A 17,363-nucleotide genomic window follows, 5' to 3' on the forward strand; every position below is an offset into this window, starting at 1 on the left:
AGGGAAAGGGGGGCGGGTGAGACGGACCGTGTGGGCGGCGGCCGAGACGGTGCTCGGCGTGGGGCTGATGGCGGGCTGTCCCGGGGGCGGGCGGGAACTGATGGGGTATCCGGAGGGTTATCGCTAACACGATGGGGTGGGTTCACGGCAACGAGGCGGCCGTCGGCGCCGCGTCGATCGCCTCGTCCGGCATGGACCGCCCGGCGACGTCCCAAGGTCCGGGCCCCTCGTCCTCGCCCTTCTGACCCCGCACCGCTTCTGGCGCGCCGGTCTGGCCACGGGAGCCGCCACGTCGCTCGCCGTCGCCGCCCACGCCCTGCGCCGGTCAGGCGACGCGCCGGGCACCCGCCGAGGGTTCGGCCGTGAACACGCGCGGCTCGGGCAGCCCGTGGGCGTCGAAGGCCGCCGAGACGGCGCCGGAGACCGAGGCCACCGCCTCCTGCGGCGCCAGCGCGATGACGGAGCCGCCGAACCCGCCGCCGGTCATCCGGGCCCCGACAGCGCCCGCGGCCAGTGCGCTGTCGACCGCCAGGTCCGACTGCGGGCACGAGACGCGGTAGTCGTCCCGCAGGGAGGCATGGCCCGCCGTCAGGACCCGGCCCAGCTCGGTGATCCGGCCAGAGCGCAGGGCCGCCACGCCGGCCTCGACCCGAGCGTTCTCCGTCACCACGTGCCGGACCAGCGCGGCCAGTTCCCCCGGCAGTCGGACCGAGGCGCCGGGCAGGTCCCCCGGCGCGAGGTCGCGCAGGGCCGGCACACCGAGCAGCGCGGCCGCCCGCTCGCAGCCCGCGCGCCGTGCCGCGTAGGAGCCGTCGCCCAGGTCGTGGCCGACCCCGGTGTCGACCACCAGCAGGGCCAGGCCGTGCGCCCGCGGAACGAAGGGCACCCGCTCCCAGCTCCGGTGCCGGCAGTCCAGGAACAGCGCGGAACCCGCGGTACAGCACGCGGAGGCCAGCTGGTCCATGATTCCGCACGGCACCCCGGCGAAGGCGCTCTCCGCCCGCTGGGCGAGGGCCGCCAACGCGGCGCCGTCCAGCCCGAGACCGTGGAGGTCGGCGTAGGCGAGGGCGACGGCGCACTCCAGCGCCGCGGAGGACGACAGGCCCGCGCCTGGGGGCACGGTGCCGTCGATGTGGAGGTCGGCCCCGCCCACCCGGTGTCCAGCCTCGCGCAGTGCCCAGACGACCCCGGCCGGGTAGGCGGCCCACGCGGTGACGGAGCCGGGGGTGAGTTCCGCGACCGTGAGATCGGTGATCCGCCCGGGCTCGCGCTGCTCGCTGTGGAGCCGCAGCCGGCCGTCGTCCCGGCGCCGTGCCGTGACACGGGTCGTGTGCGGCAGCGCGACGGGCAGGCAGAAGCCGTCGTTGTAGTCGGTGTGTTCGCCGATCAGGTTCACCCGGCCGGGGGCGGCCCACACGCCCTCGGGCTCGGCGGCGAACAGTTCGCGGAAGCGGCGCTGGCGGAGGTGGCTCACGAGGCCACCTCCCGGAGCCGGCGGGCCGCCGCCTCCGGTGCCACGTCGCTGACGAACGCGTCCATGCCGGATTCCACTCCCGCCAGGAACTTCAGCTTGTCGCGGGTGCGGCGGATGGTGAACAGCTGGAGATGGAGGGCGAGTTCGTCTCCCCGAGTGCGGGGGGCCTGGTGCCAGGCGGAGACGTAGGGGGTGGGTGCGGTGCCGTCCGCCGAGTCCGGGGCGGGGAAGAGTCGGTCGAAGCGGCGCAGCAACTCCAGGTAGACGTCGGGGAACTCGGACCGTTCGGCCTCGGAGAGCCGGGTGAGGTCGGTGACGCGCCGGTGCGGCAGGAGATGGACCTCGTAGGGCCAGCGGGCGGCGTAGGGCACGAACGCGGTCCACCGCTCACCGCGCAGGACGGTCCTGGCGGGGTCGGCCTCCTGGGCCGTGAGCAGGTCCTCGAACAGATTGCGGCCGGTGGCCGCGCGGTGGGCCTCGGCCGAGGCGATCATCTTCCGGGTGCGCGGCGTGACGAAGGGGAAGGCGTAGATCTGGCCGTGCGGGTGGGGGAGGGTCACGCCGATCTCGGCGCCGCGGTTCTCGAAGCAGTAGACCTGTTCGATCCCGGGGAGGGCGGAGAGCTCGCGGGTGCGGTCCGTCCACGCGTCGAGCACCAGCCGGGCCCGCTCGGGGGCGAGGTCGGCGAAGCGTGCCGTGTGGTCGGCGGTGAAGCACACCACCTCGCAGCGACCCGCGTCCCCGGAGAGCGCGGGAAAGCGGTTCTCGAAGACGGCGACCTCGTAGTCCGCGGCGGGGATCTCGCCGTGCCGTCCGTCGCGGGAGGGGCACAGCGGGCAGGCGTCGGCGGGCGGGTGGTGGACGCGGCCCTGCCGGTGCGAGGCGATGGTGACCCAGTCGCCGGTGAGCTCGTCGCGCCGCAGCTCCGGGCGGCTGTCGACGGCGGGGAGCGAGCGTGGGTCACGCGCCTCGCGGTCGGCGCTCGGGTCGAGGTCGTAGTAGATCAGCTCGCGACCGTCGGCGAGCTGCGTCGTCGTTTTCTTCGCGGGGCTCAGCACAGATGTCGGCCTTCTGGGTCGGTCGCCTCGTGCGAGGTGTGACGGCTGGGGCGGGCGGACCGGTTCCTCGACGAACGATGCTTGTATATGCTCGAAATAAGCTCACTTCGAGCAGAAACGCGCACCGATGCTCAGGGTCGCCCGGATGGCGTTCGCCTTCAGCGCCCTCCGGGAGGTTCCGCGGGCCCGGTGCGCCAAGGGTCCACCGCCGGTCTTCCGAGGAGCCTTCCCCATATGTCCCACGCAGCCCCCTCCCGCACCGCCGGGGAGATCGCCTCCCAGCCCGAGTCCTGGCGGCGGGCGGCCCAGCTCGCACCCCGCTGTGCCGACCTCCTGCCCCGCCGCGGCGAACGCGTCGCCGTCGTCGGCTGCGGCACTTCCTGGTACATGGCCCAGTCGTACGCTGCCCTGCGGGAACGCGGTGGGCACGGCGAGACGGACGCCTTCGCCGCCTCCGAGTTCCCCGACCGGCGCCGCTACGACCGCGTCCTCGCCGTCACCCGCTCCGGCACCACCACCGAAGTGCTCGACCTCCTGGGGCGGTTGACGGGCCCAAGCGCCATCTCGGTGCTCACCGCCGACCCCTCGGCCCCCGTCCTGCGCGCGGCCGAGGCGGCGGCCGTACTCGATTTCGCCGACGAGGAGTCGGTCGTCCAGACCCGCTTCGCCACCTCCGTCCTCGCCCTGCTGCGCGCCCACCTCGAGGCCGAGGCGGCCCTCCCCGCGGGGGTGCGCCCGGTCGAGCGGGCCGTGGCCGACGCCGAGCGGGCCCTGGCCGAGGCGCCCGGTGCCCTGGAGGGCCGCGTCCCGGAGCAGATCACCTTCCTCGGCACGGGCTGGACGTACGGGCTGGCCCTGGAGGCGGCGTTGAAGCTGCGCGAGGCCGCCGGGGCGTGGACCGAGGCGTATCCGGCCATGGAGTACCGGCACGGGCCGATCAGCATCACCGGGCCCGGCCGGCTCGTCTGGGTCTTCGGCGCGGTGCCCCCGGGCCTGGCCGACGAGGTCGCCGGCGTCGGCGGCACCCTCGTCGCGCACTCCGGAGGCGGACCTGACGGGCTGGACCCCCTCGCCGACCTCGTCCGCGCCCAGCGCCTCGCCGTCGACCTCGCCGAGTCCCGCGGCCACGACCCGGACCGGCCGCGCAACCTCACCCGGTCCGTCGTCCTCGGAACCGGCCGTGCCTGAGCCGGAACCGGGGCCGCGGCCGGAGCCACGGCCCGAACCCGCGCGCGTCGTCGGCGTGGACGTCGGCGGCACGGGGACCAAGGGCGCCGTGCCGGCCGGGGAGCCGCGCTCCCCGGACGTCCCGGGCCGCCCCGCCCCGGGCGGCGGACCGGCGGCCGTCCGCGGGGCGGTGGGGCCCCGGCTGATCCTCACGGTCACGCTCAACGCGGCGCTCGACGTCACCTACGGCGTCGACCGGCTCGTCTCGGGCACCTCGCACCGGGTGGGGGAGACCCACGAACGCGCGGGCGGCAAGGGGATCAACGTCGCCCGGGTGCTCGACCTCCTCGGGCGGCCCACGCTCGTCACCGGGCTCGCGGGCGGACCCACCGGCGAGCTGATCCGTGGCGAACTGCGCGCCTCGGGCCTGCCCGAGGCGCTCGTTCCCGTGGGCGGCGACGCGCGGCGCACCGTCACCGTCGTCTCCCACGCGGACGGCCAGGCCACGGTCTTCAACCAGCCCGGCCCCCGCGTCGGGCCCGGGGAGTGGGCGGAGTTCACGGCCCGCTACGCCCGCCTCGTACGTGACGCACGCGTCGTCGTCCTGTCCGGCAGCACTCCGCCCGGCCTCCCGGCCGACGCCTACGCCCGGCTGATCCGGACGGCGGCCGCAGCCGGAGCCCGCACCGTCCTCGACACCTCCGGACCCGCTCTCGGCGAGGCCCTCGGGGCCCGTCCGGACCTCGTCAAGCCCAACGCGGCCGAACTCGCCGAGGCCACCGGCCACACCGACATGACCGCCGCCGCGCTGGCCCTGCGCGCGGCCGGGGCGCGCGCCGTCGTGGCCTCGCTCGGCCCGCGGGGCCTTGAGGCCCACACTCCGGACGGCGCCTGGCACGCCGCGCCTCCCGAAGCCCTCACCGGCAACCCGACGGGCGCGGGCGACGCCTGCGTCGCCGCACTGGCCGCCGGGCTCGCCGACGGCCGGCCCTGGCGCCGCGTCCTGCGCGAGGCCGCGGCCCTGTCGGCCGCCGCCGTCCTGCGTCCCACCGCCGGTGACGTCGACCCCGCCGCCTACCACCGACTGCGCACGACCGTGCGTCTGGAGGAACTCCATGCCCCTCACACCCACCGGTGACATCCTGGCCACGGCCGAGCGAGAGGGCGGTGGCGTCGGCGCGTTCAACGTCGTCCAGCTCGAACACGCCGAGGCCATCGTCGCCGGGGCCGAGGCCGCCGGGCGCCCCGTCATCCTCCAGCTCAGCGAGAACACCGTCCGCTACCACGGGGCCCTGGAACCCGTAGCCCTCGCCACCCTGGCCATCGCCCGAAGCGCCGACGTGCCCGCCGCCGTCCACCTGGACCACGCCGAGTCCCCCGAGCTCGTCCGCGCGGCCGTCGAACTCGGTTTCCGTTCGGTGATGTTCGACGCGGCGAAGCTGCCTTACGCCGACAACGTGGCCGCCACGCGCGACATCACCGGCTTCTGCCACGCCCGGGGTGTGTGGGTCGAGGCGGAGCTCGGCGAGGTCGGCGGCAAGGACGGCGCCCACGCTCCCGGGGTGCGCACCGACCCCGACGAGGCCCGGGCCTTCGTCGCGGCCACCGGAGTGAACGCCCTGGCCGTCGCCGTGGGCAGCTCGCACGCGATGCCCACGCGGGACGCCGTCCTCGACGAGGAGCTGATCACCCGGCTGCGCGCGGCCGTCCCGGTACCGCTCGTGCTGCACGGCTCCTCCGGGGTGGCCGACGACGGGCTCCGCCGCGCGGTGGCCGCCGGGCTGCGCAAGGTCAACATCTCGACCCACCTCAACCGGACGCTCACCCGGGTCGTGCGCTCCCTGCTGGCCGCCGCGCCGGAACTCGCCGACCCGCGCCGCTATCTCGGCCCGGCCCGGGACGCCGTGGCCGCCGAGGTCGCCAGGCTGCTGGACCTCCTGGCGGGCCCCGGCGCCGCGACGACGGGCGGCACCTCGCGCCCCGTCGCGGCTCCCGTCCCCCGTAAGACCCGTCCCGCGTGACCCGTCCCGCGCCGTGGACAGCCGTGCCCCGGGCACCGATGATCGGAAGCACGGTCCAGACCACTGCGCCCGCATCGTCCGCTCGCCCCCCCAGGAGACGCCCGACGTGAACGCCCCGCCCCCCGCCATGTCCCCCTCACCCGGCGGAGAGGCCGCCCTGCGGCGCGAACGCGTCATCCGCGCGGCGGTACGGGAGGGGCTGACCGACCCGGACGAGGCGGTGCTCGCCGCCTTCGTCGACCTCGACGGCGTCGCCGCCCTCGTCGCGGCCCTGCGGTCGGCCTTCCCCGCCTCCCTCTCCGTCCGGCACACCTTCGCGGCCAAGGCCAACAGCCTCGTGCCGGTGCTGGAGCACCTGCGGCTGCACGGCATGGGCTGCGAGGTCGCCAGCGCCGGTGAGCTGGACCGGGCCACGGCCGCGGGCTTCGGCCCCGAGCTGATCGTCTTCGACTCCCCGGCCAAGACGCGCGCCGAACTCGCCCGCGCCCTGCGCCTCGGGGTGGCCGTCAACGTCGACAACTTCCAGGAACTGGAACGCGTCGACGCCCTCCTGGCCGCGAACCCCTCCGCCTCGCCGCTCGGGGTGCGCGTCAACCCGCAGGTCGGCGCCGGCTCCATCGAGGCGATGAGCACCGCGACCGACACCTCCAAGTTCGGCATCGCGCTCGACGACGAGGGCAACCGCGCCCGGCTGATCGACGCCTTCCGCGAACGCCCCTGGCTCACCTGGCTGCACACGCACGTCGGCTCGCAGGGCATCGCGCCGGAGCTGACCGCGCGGGGCCTGGCCAGGACGGTCGAACTCGCCGACGAGATCAACTCCACGCTCGGCCGCCGGCAGGTCGTCGGCATCGACATCGGCGGCGGCCTCTCGGTCGACTTCGACAGCGACGATCCCGACCCCGGATTCGACGGCTACGTGGCGGCCCTGCGGCGGCACGCCCCCCGGCTGCTGAGTGGCGACTACCGGCTCGTCACCGAGTTCGGGCGCGCGCTGCTCGCCAAGAACGGTTTCATGACCGCCTTCGTGGAGTACACCAAGACCGCAGGAGGGCGCCCGGTGGCCATCACGCACGCCGGCGCCCACGTCGCCACCCGCACCGTCTTCCGGCCTGACGCCTGGCCGCTGCGCGTCACCGCGCACGATCCGTCGGGCCGTCAGAAGCGGGGCGACGTCCTGGCCCAGGACGTCGCGGGCCCCTGCTGCTTCGCCGGGGACCTGCTCGCCACGGCCCGCCCGCTGCCGCGGCTCGCCCCCGGCGACCTCGTCGCCGTCCTCGACACCGGCGCGTACGCCTTCTCCACCCCCTTCCACTACAACAGCCTGCCTGTGCCCGCGGTGTACGGCTTCTCCACCGCCGCGGACGGCGAGGTCCGCTTCCGCACCCTCCGCCCGGCGGGTGGTCCGGACTGAGCGACGGGAGGGGGAGCGCGGCGTAGAATCGGCGGCCGATATCGGCTTCGCCACCGCCGGAGGAGGGCCACGGGTGCGGGAGTTCCAGCGGGGCGCGGTGCGACTGCACATCCTCCACCACGCGGCCCGGGAGGAGATCCACGGCGCCTGGATGACGGCGGAACTGACCCGGCACGGCTACCGGATCAGCCCCGGCACCCTGTACCCGACGCTGCACCGGCTGGAGGCGGCCGGGCTGCTCGTCTCCGAGCAGCGGGTCGTCGGCGGGCGCGCCCGGCGCGTCTACCGGGCCACCGCGGCCGGGGAGCGGGCGCTCGAGGAGGACCGCAGAGCCCTCGCCGAGCTGGCCCGCGAGGTCCTCGGCGACGGGACGGCGACGCCCGGCGACGAGCCGCGGCGCTGAACCGGCCGCGAGGGAGCCTCAGCGGCGGTTCGCGGTGAGCCGCCGCAGCCCGTACCAGGAGGCGCCCACGGCCAGCACGGCCGCGCCCGCCAGCGCCGAGGACGCGGGCAGTGTCACGGCCAGCGTGAGGCACCCCGCCAGCCCGAACAGCGGCACCACCCGCGGCGGGCGGCGATCCTGCCGCGTCAGCGTGAGGGCGGAGGCGTTGGCGACGGCGTAGTAGACGAGGACGCCGAAGGAGGAGAAGCCGATCGCACCGCGCAGGTCCACCGTGGCCGCGGCCACCGCCACGACGGCTCCCACCAGCAACTCGGCCCGGTGGGGCACCTGGAACCGCGGGTGCACCGAGGCCAGGACATGCGGCAGGTGCCGGTCGCGGGCCATGGCGAGCGTGGTCCGGGAGACGCCGAGGATCAGGGCCAGGAGCGAGCCGAGCGCCGCCACCGCCGCGCCGGCCCGCACCACCGGCTCCAGCCAGCCGGCGCCCGCGACCCTGACCGCGTCCGACAGCGGCGCGGTGGCCTCGCCCAGCTCCTCGGCCCCCAGCACCGCCAGCACCGCGATCGCGACCGCGGCGTACACCAGCAGTGTCAGCCCGAGCGCGAGCGGCACGGCCCGCGGGATCGTCCGTGCGGGATCGCGCACCTCCTCGCCCAGCGTCGCGATGCGCGCGTATCCGGCGAAGGCGAAGAAGAGCAGCCCGGCGGCCTGCAGGATGCCGGCGGCTCCGGCGTCGGCACCGATCTCGAGCCGGCCCGGTTCGGCGGCCGGCGAGTTGAGGCAGGCGACCACCACCGCGGCCAGCACGGCCAGGACGACGGCCACGACGGCGCGGGTGAACCAGGCCGCCTTCTGTACCCCGGCGTAGTTCACCGCCGTCAGCGCCACCACGGCGGCCACCGCCACGAGGTGTTCGTGCCCCGGCCACACGTACGCGCCGACGACCAGGGCCATCGCTGCGCAGGAGGCGGACTTGCCCACCACGAAGCCCCAGCCCGCCAGGTAGCCCCAGAACGGGCCGAGTCGCTCGCGGCCGTAGACGTAGGTGCCGCCGGAGGCCGGATAGCGGGCGGCGAGCCGGGCCGAGGAGGTGGCGTTGCAGTAGGCGACGACGGCGGCGAGGGCCAGCCCCGGCAGCAGTCCCGAACCGGCCGCACGGGCGGCGGGGGCCAGGGCGGCGAAGACGCCCGCGCCGATCATCGAGCCCAGACCGATCACCACCGCGTCGGCCAGCCCGAGCCGCCGCCGCAGCTCGTTCGGCACACCGGTGGCGGGGGGCTGACTCATGGCAGTGCTCCTCGGCGTGCGGTCGGGCTTACGGTCTCCGATATCGGCTCACGATACGTGAGCGGGCGAGGGGTACCCCTACAGGAGAGGCACTCCCCGGGCGGGGCCGCGCCGTGTGGGTGCCGTGGCCGTCACGACCGGTGGTGAAGGACGAGCGCGACGCCCATGGCCGCGTTGGCGGCCAGCAACAGCAGCAGCGTGACGACGGCCACCGCCGCCTCCCGGCGCGGGGCCGGAGCGGCGGCCGTGGCCCAGTCCGGCCGGCCCGGCGGGTAGTACACCGTCAACCGGTCGCCGACGTCCCTGGCCGGACCGCCGCCTTCCGTGAAGCGCACCGTGATCCCGTCCGCGGTGGCGAACGCGTAGTCGTGGTAGCGCACCTGTCCCGAGGTGCCCCGGGGCCCCTGGGCGTTCCGGACGTGGGCGCGGACCACCCGGGCCGGGGCGGTCACCCCGCTCGTCCACGCCGCGCGGCGTCTGCGCGACCGGCGGACGACCAGGTGCCCGCACCACGCGGACGCTCCCAGCACCACCAGGCAGAGCAGATAGATCATGCTTCCCCCTCGGGCCGGCGTACGCCGCTCGTGTTGCTCCTACCCAGCCGGGCGACGCGTCCGCGCGAGAAGCGGACACGTGCCCAGGTGAAGTGTGTCTTGACGGGGTCTTGACAATGTGATTGGTCTGGACCAGCTTGTACCTCCACGGTGGCCACCGCACCCAGGGAGCCGGGACGCCCGCCTCCCGCACCCCCAACTCCCCACCGGAGGACCCCAGTGGACCGCACCACATCCGCCCGCAGAGGGCTGGGCGCCGGGCTCGCGCTCGTCCTCGGAGCCGGGCTCTGCCTCCTGGGCACGTCCACGACGGCGCAGGCAGCCGACGTCAACGTCGTCAAGAACCCCGGATTCGAATCCGGCCTCACCGACTGGTCCTGTACCGCCGGCAGCGGTGCGGCCGTCACCTCGCCCGTGCGCACCGGAACCGGCGCCCTCCGCGCGACGCCCGAGGGGCTCGACCGCGCCGAGTGCACCCAGACCCTCACGGTGAAGCCGGACTCCACGTACTCCGTCGAAGCCTGGGTGCGCGGCGGCTACGCCTACCTCGGCGCACGCGGCACCGGAACCACCGACGTGTCCACCTGGACGCCCGACACAGGCACCTGGACCCGGCTCTCCACCAGCTTCACCACCGGCGCCGACACCACCTCGGTGACCCTCTACACCCACGGCTGGTACGGCACCTCCGCCTACCACGTGGACGACGTCAGCGTGTTCGGCCCCGACGGCGGAGGCGGCACCGACCCCGACCCGGTCGTGCCCGACGCCCCGGGAGCCCCCGAGGCCAGCGCGGTCACCGCGTCCTCGGTCACGTTGAGCTGGCCCTCCGTCAGCGGAGCCACCGGCTACCACGTCTACCGCGACGGCACCCGTGCCGCCTCGGTGAGCGGCACCTCCGCGACGGTCACCGGGCTCACCGCGGACACCGACTACACCTTCCGGGTGACCGCCGCCAACTCGGCGGGCGAGTCGCCCAAGTCCCCGGCGGTGACCGCCCGCACCGCCAAGGACACGCCCCCGGGCAACCCGGCCGTGCCCCGGCACGCGGTCACCGGGTACTGGCAGAACTTCGACAACGGCGCCACCGTCCAGAAGCTCCGGGACGTACAGGACCAGTACGACATCATCGCCGTGGCCTTCGCCGACTCCACCACCACACCGGGTGAGATCGTCTTCAACCTCGACCCCGCCCTCGGCTACTCCTCCGTCGAGGAGTTCCGGTCGGACATCGCCGCCAAGCAGGCCGCGGGGAAGTCCGTGATCATCTCGGTCGGCGGCGAGAAGGGCAACGTCCTGGTCAACAGCGACGCCGCGGCCACCGCCTTCGCCAACAGCGCCTACGCCCTGATGCAGGAGTACGGCTTCGACGGTGTCGACATCGACCTGGAACACGGCATCGACGCCACCTACCTGAGCAAGGCGCTGCGCCAGCTCTCGGCGAAGGCCGGCCCCTCCATGGTCCTCACCATGGCTCCGCAGACCATCGACATGCAGCACACCGGCACCGAGTACTTCAAGCTCGCGCTCGATGTGAAGGACATCCTCACCGTCGTCAACATGCAGTACTACAACAGCGGTTCGATGCTCGGCTGCGACGGCCAGGTCTACGCCCAGGGCTCGGTGGACTTCCTCACCGCGCTCGCCTGCATCCAGTTGGAGGGCGGCCTCGACCCGTCCCAGGTGGGCCTCGGCGTACCCGCCTCACCCCGGGGCGCGGGCAGCGGCTACGTCCCCCCGTCCGTGGTGAACGACGCCCTGGACTGCCTGACCCGGGGCACCGGCTGTGGCCAGTTCAAGCCGTCCAGGACCTACCCCTCGCTGCGGGGCGCGATGACCTGGTCGACCAACTGGGACGCCACGGCGGGCAACGCCTGGTCCAACGCCGTCGGCCCGCACGTCCACGACCTGCCCTAGCCCGGGGCGAGCAGACGGCGAGGGCCGGGCCGCGACCCCCTCCTGCGCCCGGTCCTCGCCACTCCCGTCCGACGGCGCCCCCGCGCCAACCGTCCGGGGTACGGCCGCACCGCACCCGTCCGGTGGCGGGTGTCATCCCGGCGGAACGCGGCGGGGGCGTCCGGAGGCGACTTCGGACGCGCAAGGCGGGGAACGACGGACGGCCGACGGCACCGCCCGCTGGGTCCATTCGTTCGTCCACGGCTCCATGGACGCCCGGCGGACGATGGAACTCGTTCCTGCACGACCGGGACCGTACGGTCAGGTCCACAGCCGGGTCCCCGCCCGTGCCCCCGCCGAACTCTCCCGACTGCGCCGCGAGCTGCGAGCCCACTGGCCCGTCCGCGACGGCGTCCACCGCCCGGAACCCCCGGCCCGCGGCGAGCGCCGGCTCCGGGCGGCGTGGTCGGCGTCCCAGCGCACCCGCACCGACGCTGCTCGCGGCCGGGGGATACCGGCTAGCCGATGCCGTCGGGCGCGTACAGCAGCTCCCAACTGCTCCCGCCGTCACGGGAGGAGTAGACCCGGCTGTCCGTGTCCGCCGCCAACAGGCGGGCGGGGGAGGCGGCGTGCAGCACCGTGGGCTCGGCGCCCTCGGGCAGCGCGCCCTCCTCGGACCAGGTCAGGCCGTCGCCACTGGCCAGCACCGTGCCGTCGGGGGCGAGCCCCACGAAGCCGTCGGCCTCCGGACGGTCGACCGCGACGAGGGCCGGTGCCTGCGGGACGGCGGTGAACGTGCGCCCGCCGTCCGTACTGCGCTTGAGCCCCTCGCCGCCCGTCGTCCAGACCTCCTGCGGACGGCTCGGGTGCGCGGCGAGGTCGGCGACGTCCTCCTCGGCCCCGAACCGCCAGGTGCGTCCGCCGTCGGCCGACGACCACACCCGCCGGCTCTGGCTGTCGTACCCGTACAGCACCTCGCCGGCGGGCTGCAGGGAGTGGAAGTCCGCCTTCCCCTGCGCCGAGACCGTCGTCCAGGTCCTGCCCGCGTCGGTGCTGCGGATCAGGCCCAGATGCGGGGAAGTCGCCTCGGGGTCGTCCATCGCCGGGTGCCCGCTGCCCAGGAAGGTTCCGGGGCCGGTGACGGTGAAGCCCATCGTGTCCTGGTGACGGTCGGCTATCCGGGTCGCCTCCCCGTCAGCCAGCCGGAAGACGCCGAAGTGCCCGGCGGCGTACACGGTGCCGTCGGCCGGGTCGAGGCCGAGCCCGTGCAGGTGTCCGGTGCCCGGGTCCCCGTCCGCTCCGCCGTGGCCGTCGGAGGGCTTCGAACCCTCGGCGCCGCAGGCGGCCAGGGCCAGGGTGGCGGCCACGGCCGCCGCCGTGGTGGCAAGCCGGCGGGCGGAGGAGTGGCGTGCGGTCGTTCGCTGTGTGGTCATGCTGGGTGACTCCTGTGCGGTGGGAAGCGGATCGCGGGCAGGCGTCGGCGCCGCAGGGCGGGACGACGCGGCCGCGTCCTAAACGCGCAGAATCTGCAACTGGGCCAGCGACGGCGGAGAGCGCTCCCCGGCCGTCTCCGTACCCGGGGTGGCCGGGCCGGACGGCGGCGGGACCCGCGGCGGCGCGGGTGCCGGCGCGGGCGGGACGGGAACGGCGTTGGGCCCGGGCGCGGCCTCGCAACTCTGCCGCGCCTGCTCGGAGTGACCGCTCCCGCCCTCGTGCGGCTCGCCGGCGTGCGCGCCCACGCCCGGTGCCGGGGATTCGAGGGTGGGGTGCGGGGCCGAGGCCGCGCAGGGCACCGAGCCCACTCCCGGCGGCTGGGGGCCGTGCATGCCGAGCACGCATCCGAGCACGGCGAGGACCAGCAGCGCTGCCACCCGGGCGGCGGGGAGCCGGGGCGGACGTCGGTGGCTGGTCATGCGGCGCAGCCTACCGCCGCCGGGAAGGACGCCGTCGTCCGCGGGTCGCCTCTGACGGCACGGGCGACCGGCGGCACCCGTCCTCAGCGCCGCGCGTCTGGGGGAGCGGCCCCGTCCTCGTGCCGCCGGCCTCCGGAGCCGACGACCAGCCGTCCGGCGGACGGAACGGGCTTGACGGCGGGGCCACTTCGCGGCCGGCGGCCTGCCACGGTGGGTCAGGCCCGACGGTACCGTGGTGGCGTCGCCGGAGGTTGCGCGATCCGGCGCGCAGCGCCTCTCCGGAGCCCCGCGATCCGAGCCCGATGCGCACGTGCTGCACCGGTTGGGCGCGAGCAGACACGGCCGCCCGGGGCCCACACCCGATTCCGCCTCCGCAGACGCACCGCGATGGCTTCGGAGCGGGTACGAGCTGACGTACGGGCGGCCGGTCAGCGACCGGCCGCGGCCTCTGCCCTGATGCCGGCCAGCAGCAGCCGCAGCCCGAAGCGGAACTGCTCGGCCGACCCGACGGCGAACAGCTCCTCTCCCGGAGCGGCGACGTCGGGCAGCTCGTCCATGACGTCGCGCACGTGCTCCCAGCGCCGGTCCCGCGCCCCCGCCCGGACCGCCATGGCCAGCGATGAGGCCAGGTAGGCCGTGAGTGTCTGGAAGCTTCGCACCGCCGTGGCCGACGGCAGCCCGGCCGCTCCGAGTGCCTCCATGAGGCCGCGGGCGATACGCCGTCCGTTCTCCCCCGTGGGCGGGCGCGCGGCCAGGTGCGCCGTGATCCCCGGATGCCTCAGCGCGGCCTCCCGCACGGCGTCGGCGGTCACCGAGATGCGCTCGTCCCACGGCATCCGGACGCCGGGGTCCCCCACCTCGGCGACGGCGAGGTCGGCGACCGCGTCGAGCAGAGCCTCGCGGTTCGCGAAGTGCCGGTAGAGCGCCATGGGATCGCACCCCAGCTCCGCAGCGATGCGGCGCATCGTCATCGCCTCCGCACCGCCGCGATCGCCCACCTCCAGCGCCTTGCGGGCGATCAGTTCGGGGGTGAGAAAGCGAGTTCTGGCCATGGCCCCATTCTCACATCACGTCTACGGCGTAGACGCGTCGGATCGTGATCGTCTACGGTGTAGACATCACATGAGTCGCTGTGGCGGTGCGTGCCGCCGCGAACCGCGGGAGGCGGAAAAATGCCCACCACCCTCACGATCGGCCGCTGTGTGGCTGTCCTCGTCAGCCTGGTGACATGCGTCAATCTGCTCGTGCGCGACGTGGACAGCGCGTTCGTCGTCCCCGACGCGCTGGTGAGCGCCGCGCTGGCCGCCGGAGCGGGCCTGTCGGCGCGCCGCGCGGTGCCGATGCTCGCCTCCGCGTTCGGACTGGCCTCCGGCGTGTTCACCGTGGCGGCGTTCTCCTACTTCGCCCAGGGTGAGGTCGGAGGCGTCCTCGTGTTCGCGCTGATCTGCGTGGCCATGACCGTGCTCTTCTCCTGGCGGATCGGCCTGCCCCCCGGGGGCGGGGCCCCCGCCCCGCGTCCCGCCACCCACCTTCACCCGTGACCGCGTGAACCTCCCTCCGTTGGGCGCGGTTCGTGCGCGCGGGGCCGAACCGCTCTTCGAGCAGGCGCATGTGACGGTGCGATACGCGCGGGCGTGAGTACTTGCTTGTGCAAGCAGGTAGGCTGCCGAGGTGAGTTCACCGGCGATGCCGACCGACGAGACACCCGAACCCGCCGACGACGCCCAGGACGACCGCTGGTGCATGGCCGTACGGCTGCTGGGCCGCGTGGAGAAGCACCTGGACGAGACGCTGCGCCGACAGCACGGCCTGCCCCTGTCCGAGTACCGGGCGCTGTGCGCGCTCGTCCGGTCCGACGACGGCACGCCGACGCGGATGGGGGAGCTGGCCGACCGCATCGGCCTCCAAGACAGCACCGTCACCCGCCTGGTGGCGCGGCTGGAGGCGCAGCGGCTGGCCGAACGGGCCGCCGCTCCGGGTGACGGGCGGGCCGTCGCGGCAAGCATCACCGAGGCGGGGCGGCGCCGTTACGCGGAGGCGACGCCGGTCTACCGCGCGGCACTCGGCGCCGCGGTGGACGCCTCACTCGCCAACGTCTACCTCGCCGACCTCGCCGCCTGGGTGCGCACGGGGGAGTCGGCCCTGGAGGGAACCGGAACATGACCCTTGCGATCGACCACTACGACCACCTGCTCGCCGAGCACTACACCTGGATGCTCGGCGGCGACATCGAGGACGCAGCCTCCGGGCAGGAGCGACTTCTGGGCGAGCTGGACCTGCGCGCGGACGCCGACGACGACGTGGCCGTGGACCTCGGGTGCGGTCCCGGCCCGCAGACGCTGGCCCTGCTCCGGCTCGGGTTCGCCGAGGTCGTGGCCGTGGACACAAGCGCGCGCCTGCTCGGCGAACTCACCGCCCATGCTGAGGACACGGGTGTGTCGCCCCGGATCCGTCCGGTGCGGGGGGACCTCCGCGGCGTCCTTCCCCGGGAGGTGGAGCCGGGAACCGCGGCGGCCGTCGTGTGCATGGGGGACACGCTGCCCCACCTGCCGTCCAAGGCGGACGTCCCCCGCCTCCTCGGCGACGTCGCGGACGCGTTGCGTCCGGGAGGCCGGTTCGTCGCCACCTACCGGGACTTCACGCGCGAGGTCCGCGGCACCGACCGCTTCATCCCCGTGCGCAGTGCCGAGGAGCGACTGCTCACGTGCTTCCTCGACGTCCTCGACGAGGACACCGTCATGGTGTACGACCTGCTGCACGTCCGCTCGGGGGACGGCTGGCGGCAGCGGGTCAGCGGCTACCCGAAGCTCCGCCTGGGTGAGGACTGGCTGATCGAGCAGTGCCGCACCGCCGGGCTGGAGGTGCGGCACGCCGGGGCGGGACCCCGAGGTCTTCGCGTGCTGGACGCCGCCAGGCCCTGACGCTTCCTCCCGCCGCCGGTGCCGGCGGTCGCTACGGCGTCCACGGGGAGCCTCACCGTGGCTGTCCGAATCCACGATGGGAATGCCACGTGCGCACATCGGGGCGTGCGACGCAAGAAGATTATGAGTCACCGGAGAAAAACTCTCTTCCTGTCGTGGTGCCAGTGGTCCAGGAGTGACCAGAGTAAGCAGAAATGAAGAGTGATACCTGTGTGGTGAATTTTTCGGGGCGGATTTCAGTCACCGGCCGAAAGTGCGTTTCTGGCGCATCGGTGGCGAACCCTTTACATGTCGGACACGCTTGGTCCATGATCGGCGGGGATACGTGTCGACAACCGGTCGCCACCCGAAAAAAAGGAGTCAGTGTGAGTCGTTTCGAGGCCATGTGGGATCGCTTCTGGACCGACCTTCCCCAGGTCCGCGGTGCCTCGCCGTGGGACGTGGACCCCACCTATGTCGCACACGCGCATCTCCACCTTTTCGGCAGCGTGCTCGATCCGACCCAGCCGGTCATCGACGTCGGCTGCGGAGATGGTGCGCAGACGGTCGCGATCAGTCAGCACTTCGACCGGGTCATCGGCGTGGACGTGGCCCCGAGTGCCGTGGAGCGGGCGCGCAAGCATCACGGCGTTCCCGGCGTCGAGTACGAGCAGTTAGACCTGCTCCAGCCCGAGCAGGCCAAGGCCCTGCACGAGCGGATCGGCGACGCCGGTCTGTACGTCCGCACGGTTCTGCACGCCTTCACTCCCGAGGAGCTCAAGCTCGCCGCCACCTCCCTGGCGCATCTGGCCGGCGGCACGGGTGGCGCTTTCTTCTATGAACTTGCCCCGTCCAGCCGGGAGTTCATTCTCGGCAAGCTCGCCGGCGAGGGCGTCCCCGCGGAGAAGTTCGGATTCGTCTTCGACCGTGTGCCCCTGCCCGTGGCCAGGGAGGAGGACGCCCTGCAGCGGGAACTGGAGGCCGTCGGCTTCGAGATCCTCTCCAGCGCTCCCATCGACTACCAGGGAACGGTCACCGCCGACGGCCGGCGCGTGAACGTCCCCGCCTTCTACGTCGTGGCGCGCGCGAGGGACTCCCGGTAGCTCCCCGCCTCCCGGTGGGCCAGTGCTGTGGCCCGGTCGAGTACGTGGCGACGCGCCTCTTTCGGCTGGGCCCCACTGAAATGATTTCCGGCGAACCAGTGAGTCGCCGAATTATCTTGGCCGGCGCTTCACCGTGAATTCCCTCCCGGGTTCTGGTGCCGGTATCCACGCGT

At 74.2% G+C, this 17,363-nt stretch carries 17 protein-coding genes; 10 read left to right on the plus strand and 7 right to left on the minus strand.

The window, feature by feature from the left end; all coding sequences use genetic code 11:
* Positions 1-325 precede the first annotated feature (325 nt).
* The gene (galK, locus tag HPT28_RS03690; RefSeq protein WP_219089157.1) at positions 326-1,474 is read right to left on the minus strand and encodes a galactokinase; all 1,149 of its coding nucleotides are present in this window, start codon (positions 1,472-1,474) and stop codon (positions 326-328) included.
* Entirely contained in the window at positions 1,471-2,532 is a 1,062-nt protein-coding gene (gene galT, locus HPT28_RS03695; protein ID WP_308119058.1) for a galactose-1-phosphate uridylyltransferase, read from the minus strand. The genes galK and galT overlap by 4 nt, the downstream gene beginning before the upstream one ends.
* A 234-nt stretch (positions 2,533-2,766) precedes the next feature.
* Between galT and HPT28_RS03700 the strand changes: the two genes are divergently transcribed.
* From HPT28_RS03700 to HPT28_RS03720, 5 genes are all read left to right on the plus strand, one after another.
* A complete protein-coding gene (locus HPT28_RS03700) occupies positions 2,767-3,720 on the plus strand; it encodes an SIS domain-containing protein (RefSeq protein ID WP_219089158.1) in 954 nt (317 codons plus the stop codon).
* A gap of 181 nt (positions 3,721-3,901) precedes the next feature.
* The gene (locus tag HPT28_RS03705) at positions 3,902-4,837 is read left to right on the plus strand and encodes a 1-phosphofructokinase family hexose kinase (RefSeq protein ID WP_219089361.1); all 936 of its coding nucleotides are present in this window, start codon (positions 3,902-3,904) and stop codon (positions 4,835-4,837) included.
* Positions 4,815-5,720 carry a class II fructose-bisphosphate aldolase gene (locus HPT28_RS03710; RefSeq protein WP_219089160.1) on the plus strand — a complete coding sequence of 302 codons (906 nt, stop codon included), beginning with the start codon at positions 4,815-4,817 and terminating at the stop codon, positions 5,718-5,720. The genes HPT28_RS03705 and HPT28_RS03710 overlap by 23 nt, the downstream gene beginning before the upstream one ends.
* 127 nt (positions 5,721-5,847) lie before the next feature.
* Positions 5,848-7,134, plus strand: a complete 1,287-nt coding sequence (locus HPT28_RS03715) for a diaminopimelate decarboxylase (RefSeq protein ID WP_219089363.1) — start codon at positions 5,848-5,850, stop codon at positions 7,132-7,134.
* A 73-nt stretch (positions 7,135-7,207) separates the two neighbouring features.
* Positions 7,208-7,537 carry a PadR family transcriptional regulator gene (locus HPT28_RS03720; protein ID WP_219089163.1) on the plus strand — a complete coding sequence of 110 codons (330 nt, stop codon included), beginning with the start codon at positions 7,208-7,210 and terminating at the stop codon, positions 7,535-7,537.
* 18 nt (positions 7,538-7,555) lie between these two features.
* Here HPT28_RS03720 and HPT28_RS03725 read toward each other — a convergent pair whose 3' ends face one another.
* Together HPT28_RS03725 and HPT28_RS03730 are read right to left on the minus strand one after the other, a co-directional pair.
* Complete coding sequence (locus HPT28_RS03725; protein ID WP_219089165.1) at positions 7,556-8,824, minus strand: APC family permease; 1,269 nt, start codon at positions 8,822-8,824, stop codon at positions 7,556-7,558.
* 131 nt (positions 8,825-8,955) lie between these two features.
* Positions 8,956-9,378 (minus strand): DUF3592 domain-containing protein, encoded by a 423-nt coding sequence (locus HPT28_RS03730; protein ID WP_219089167.1) that lies wholly within the window; start codon positions 9,376-9,378, stop codon positions 8,956-8,958.
* A 219-nt stretch (positions 9,379-9,597) separates the two neighbouring features.
* On the opposite strand from HPT28_RS03730, the gene HPT28_RS03735 reads away from it, so the two are divergent.
* The gene (locus HPT28_RS03735; RefSeq protein WP_219089169.1) at positions 9,598-11,295 is read left to right on the plus strand and encodes a chitinase; all 1,698 of its coding nucleotides are present in this window, start codon (positions 9,598-9,600) and stop codon (positions 11,293-11,295) included.
* A 497-nt stretch (positions 11,296-11,792) separates the two neighbouring features.
* Here the strand turns inward: HPT28_RS03735 and HPT28_RS03740 are convergent, their stop codons facing one another.
* The 3 genes from HPT28_RS03740 to HPT28_RS03750 all read right to left on the minus strand — a co-directional run bounded on the left by HPT28_RS03740 (position 11,793) and on the right by HPT28_RS03750 (position 14,239).
* Entirely contained in the window at positions 11,793-12,707 is a 915-nt protein-coding gene (locus HPT28_RS03740) for a F510_1955 family glycosylhydrolase (protein ID WP_219089171.1), read from the minus strand.
* A gap of 78 nt (positions 12,708-12,785) precedes the next feature.
* A complete protein-coding gene (locus HPT28_RS03745; protein WP_219089173.1) occupies positions 12,786-13,187 on the minus strand; it encodes a DUF6153 family protein in 402 nt (133 codons plus the stop codon).
* Between the two features lie 428 nt (positions 13,188-13,615).
* The gene (locus tag HPT28_RS03750; protein WP_219089175.1) at positions 13,616-14,239 is read right to left on the minus strand and encodes a TetR/AcrR family transcriptional regulator C-terminal domain-containing protein; all 624 of its coding nucleotides are present in this window, start codon (positions 14,237-14,239) and stop codon (positions 13,616-13,618) included.
* Positions 14,240-14,359: 120 nt separating this feature from the next.
* Between HPT28_RS03750 and HPT28_RS03755 the strand changes: the two genes are divergently transcribed.
* The 4 genes from HPT28_RS03755 to HPT28_RS03770 all read left to right on the plus strand — a co-directional run bounded on the left by HPT28_RS03755 (position 14,360) and on the right by HPT28_RS03770 (position 17,190).
* Entirely contained in the window at positions 14,360-14,728 is a 369-nt protein-coding gene (locus HPT28_RS03755; RefSeq protein WP_219089176.1) for a hypothetical protein, read from the plus strand.
* 130 nt (positions 14,729-14,858) lie between these two features.
* On the plus strand, positions 14,859-15,350 hold the full coding sequence (locus tag HPT28_RS03760) for a MarR family winged helix-turn-helix transcriptional regulator (protein WP_308119059.1): 492 nt from the start codon (positions 14,859-14,861) through the stop codon (positions 15,348-15,350).
* On the plus strand, positions 15,347-16,108 hold the full coding sequence (locus HPT28_RS03765; protein WP_219089178.1) for a class I SAM-dependent methyltransferase: 762 nt from the start codon (positions 15,347-15,349) through the stop codon (positions 16,106-16,108). Before HPT28_RS03760 ends, HPT28_RS03765 begins: the two co-directional genes overlap by 4 nt.
* A 365-nt stretch (positions 16,109-16,473) precedes the next feature.
* Positions 16,474-17,190, plus strand: coding sequence for a class I SAM-dependent methyltransferase (locus HPT28_RS03770; protein ID WP_219089179.1), 717 nt, complete (start codon positions 16,474-16,476; stop codon positions 17,188-17,190).
* Positions 17,191-17,363 lie beyond the last annotated feature (173 nt).

This window comes from Streptomyces sp. JJ38 (assembly GCF_019303475.1).
Taxonomy (GTDB): Bacteria; Actinomycetota; Actinomycetes; order Streptomycetales; family Streptomycetaceae; genus Streptomyces.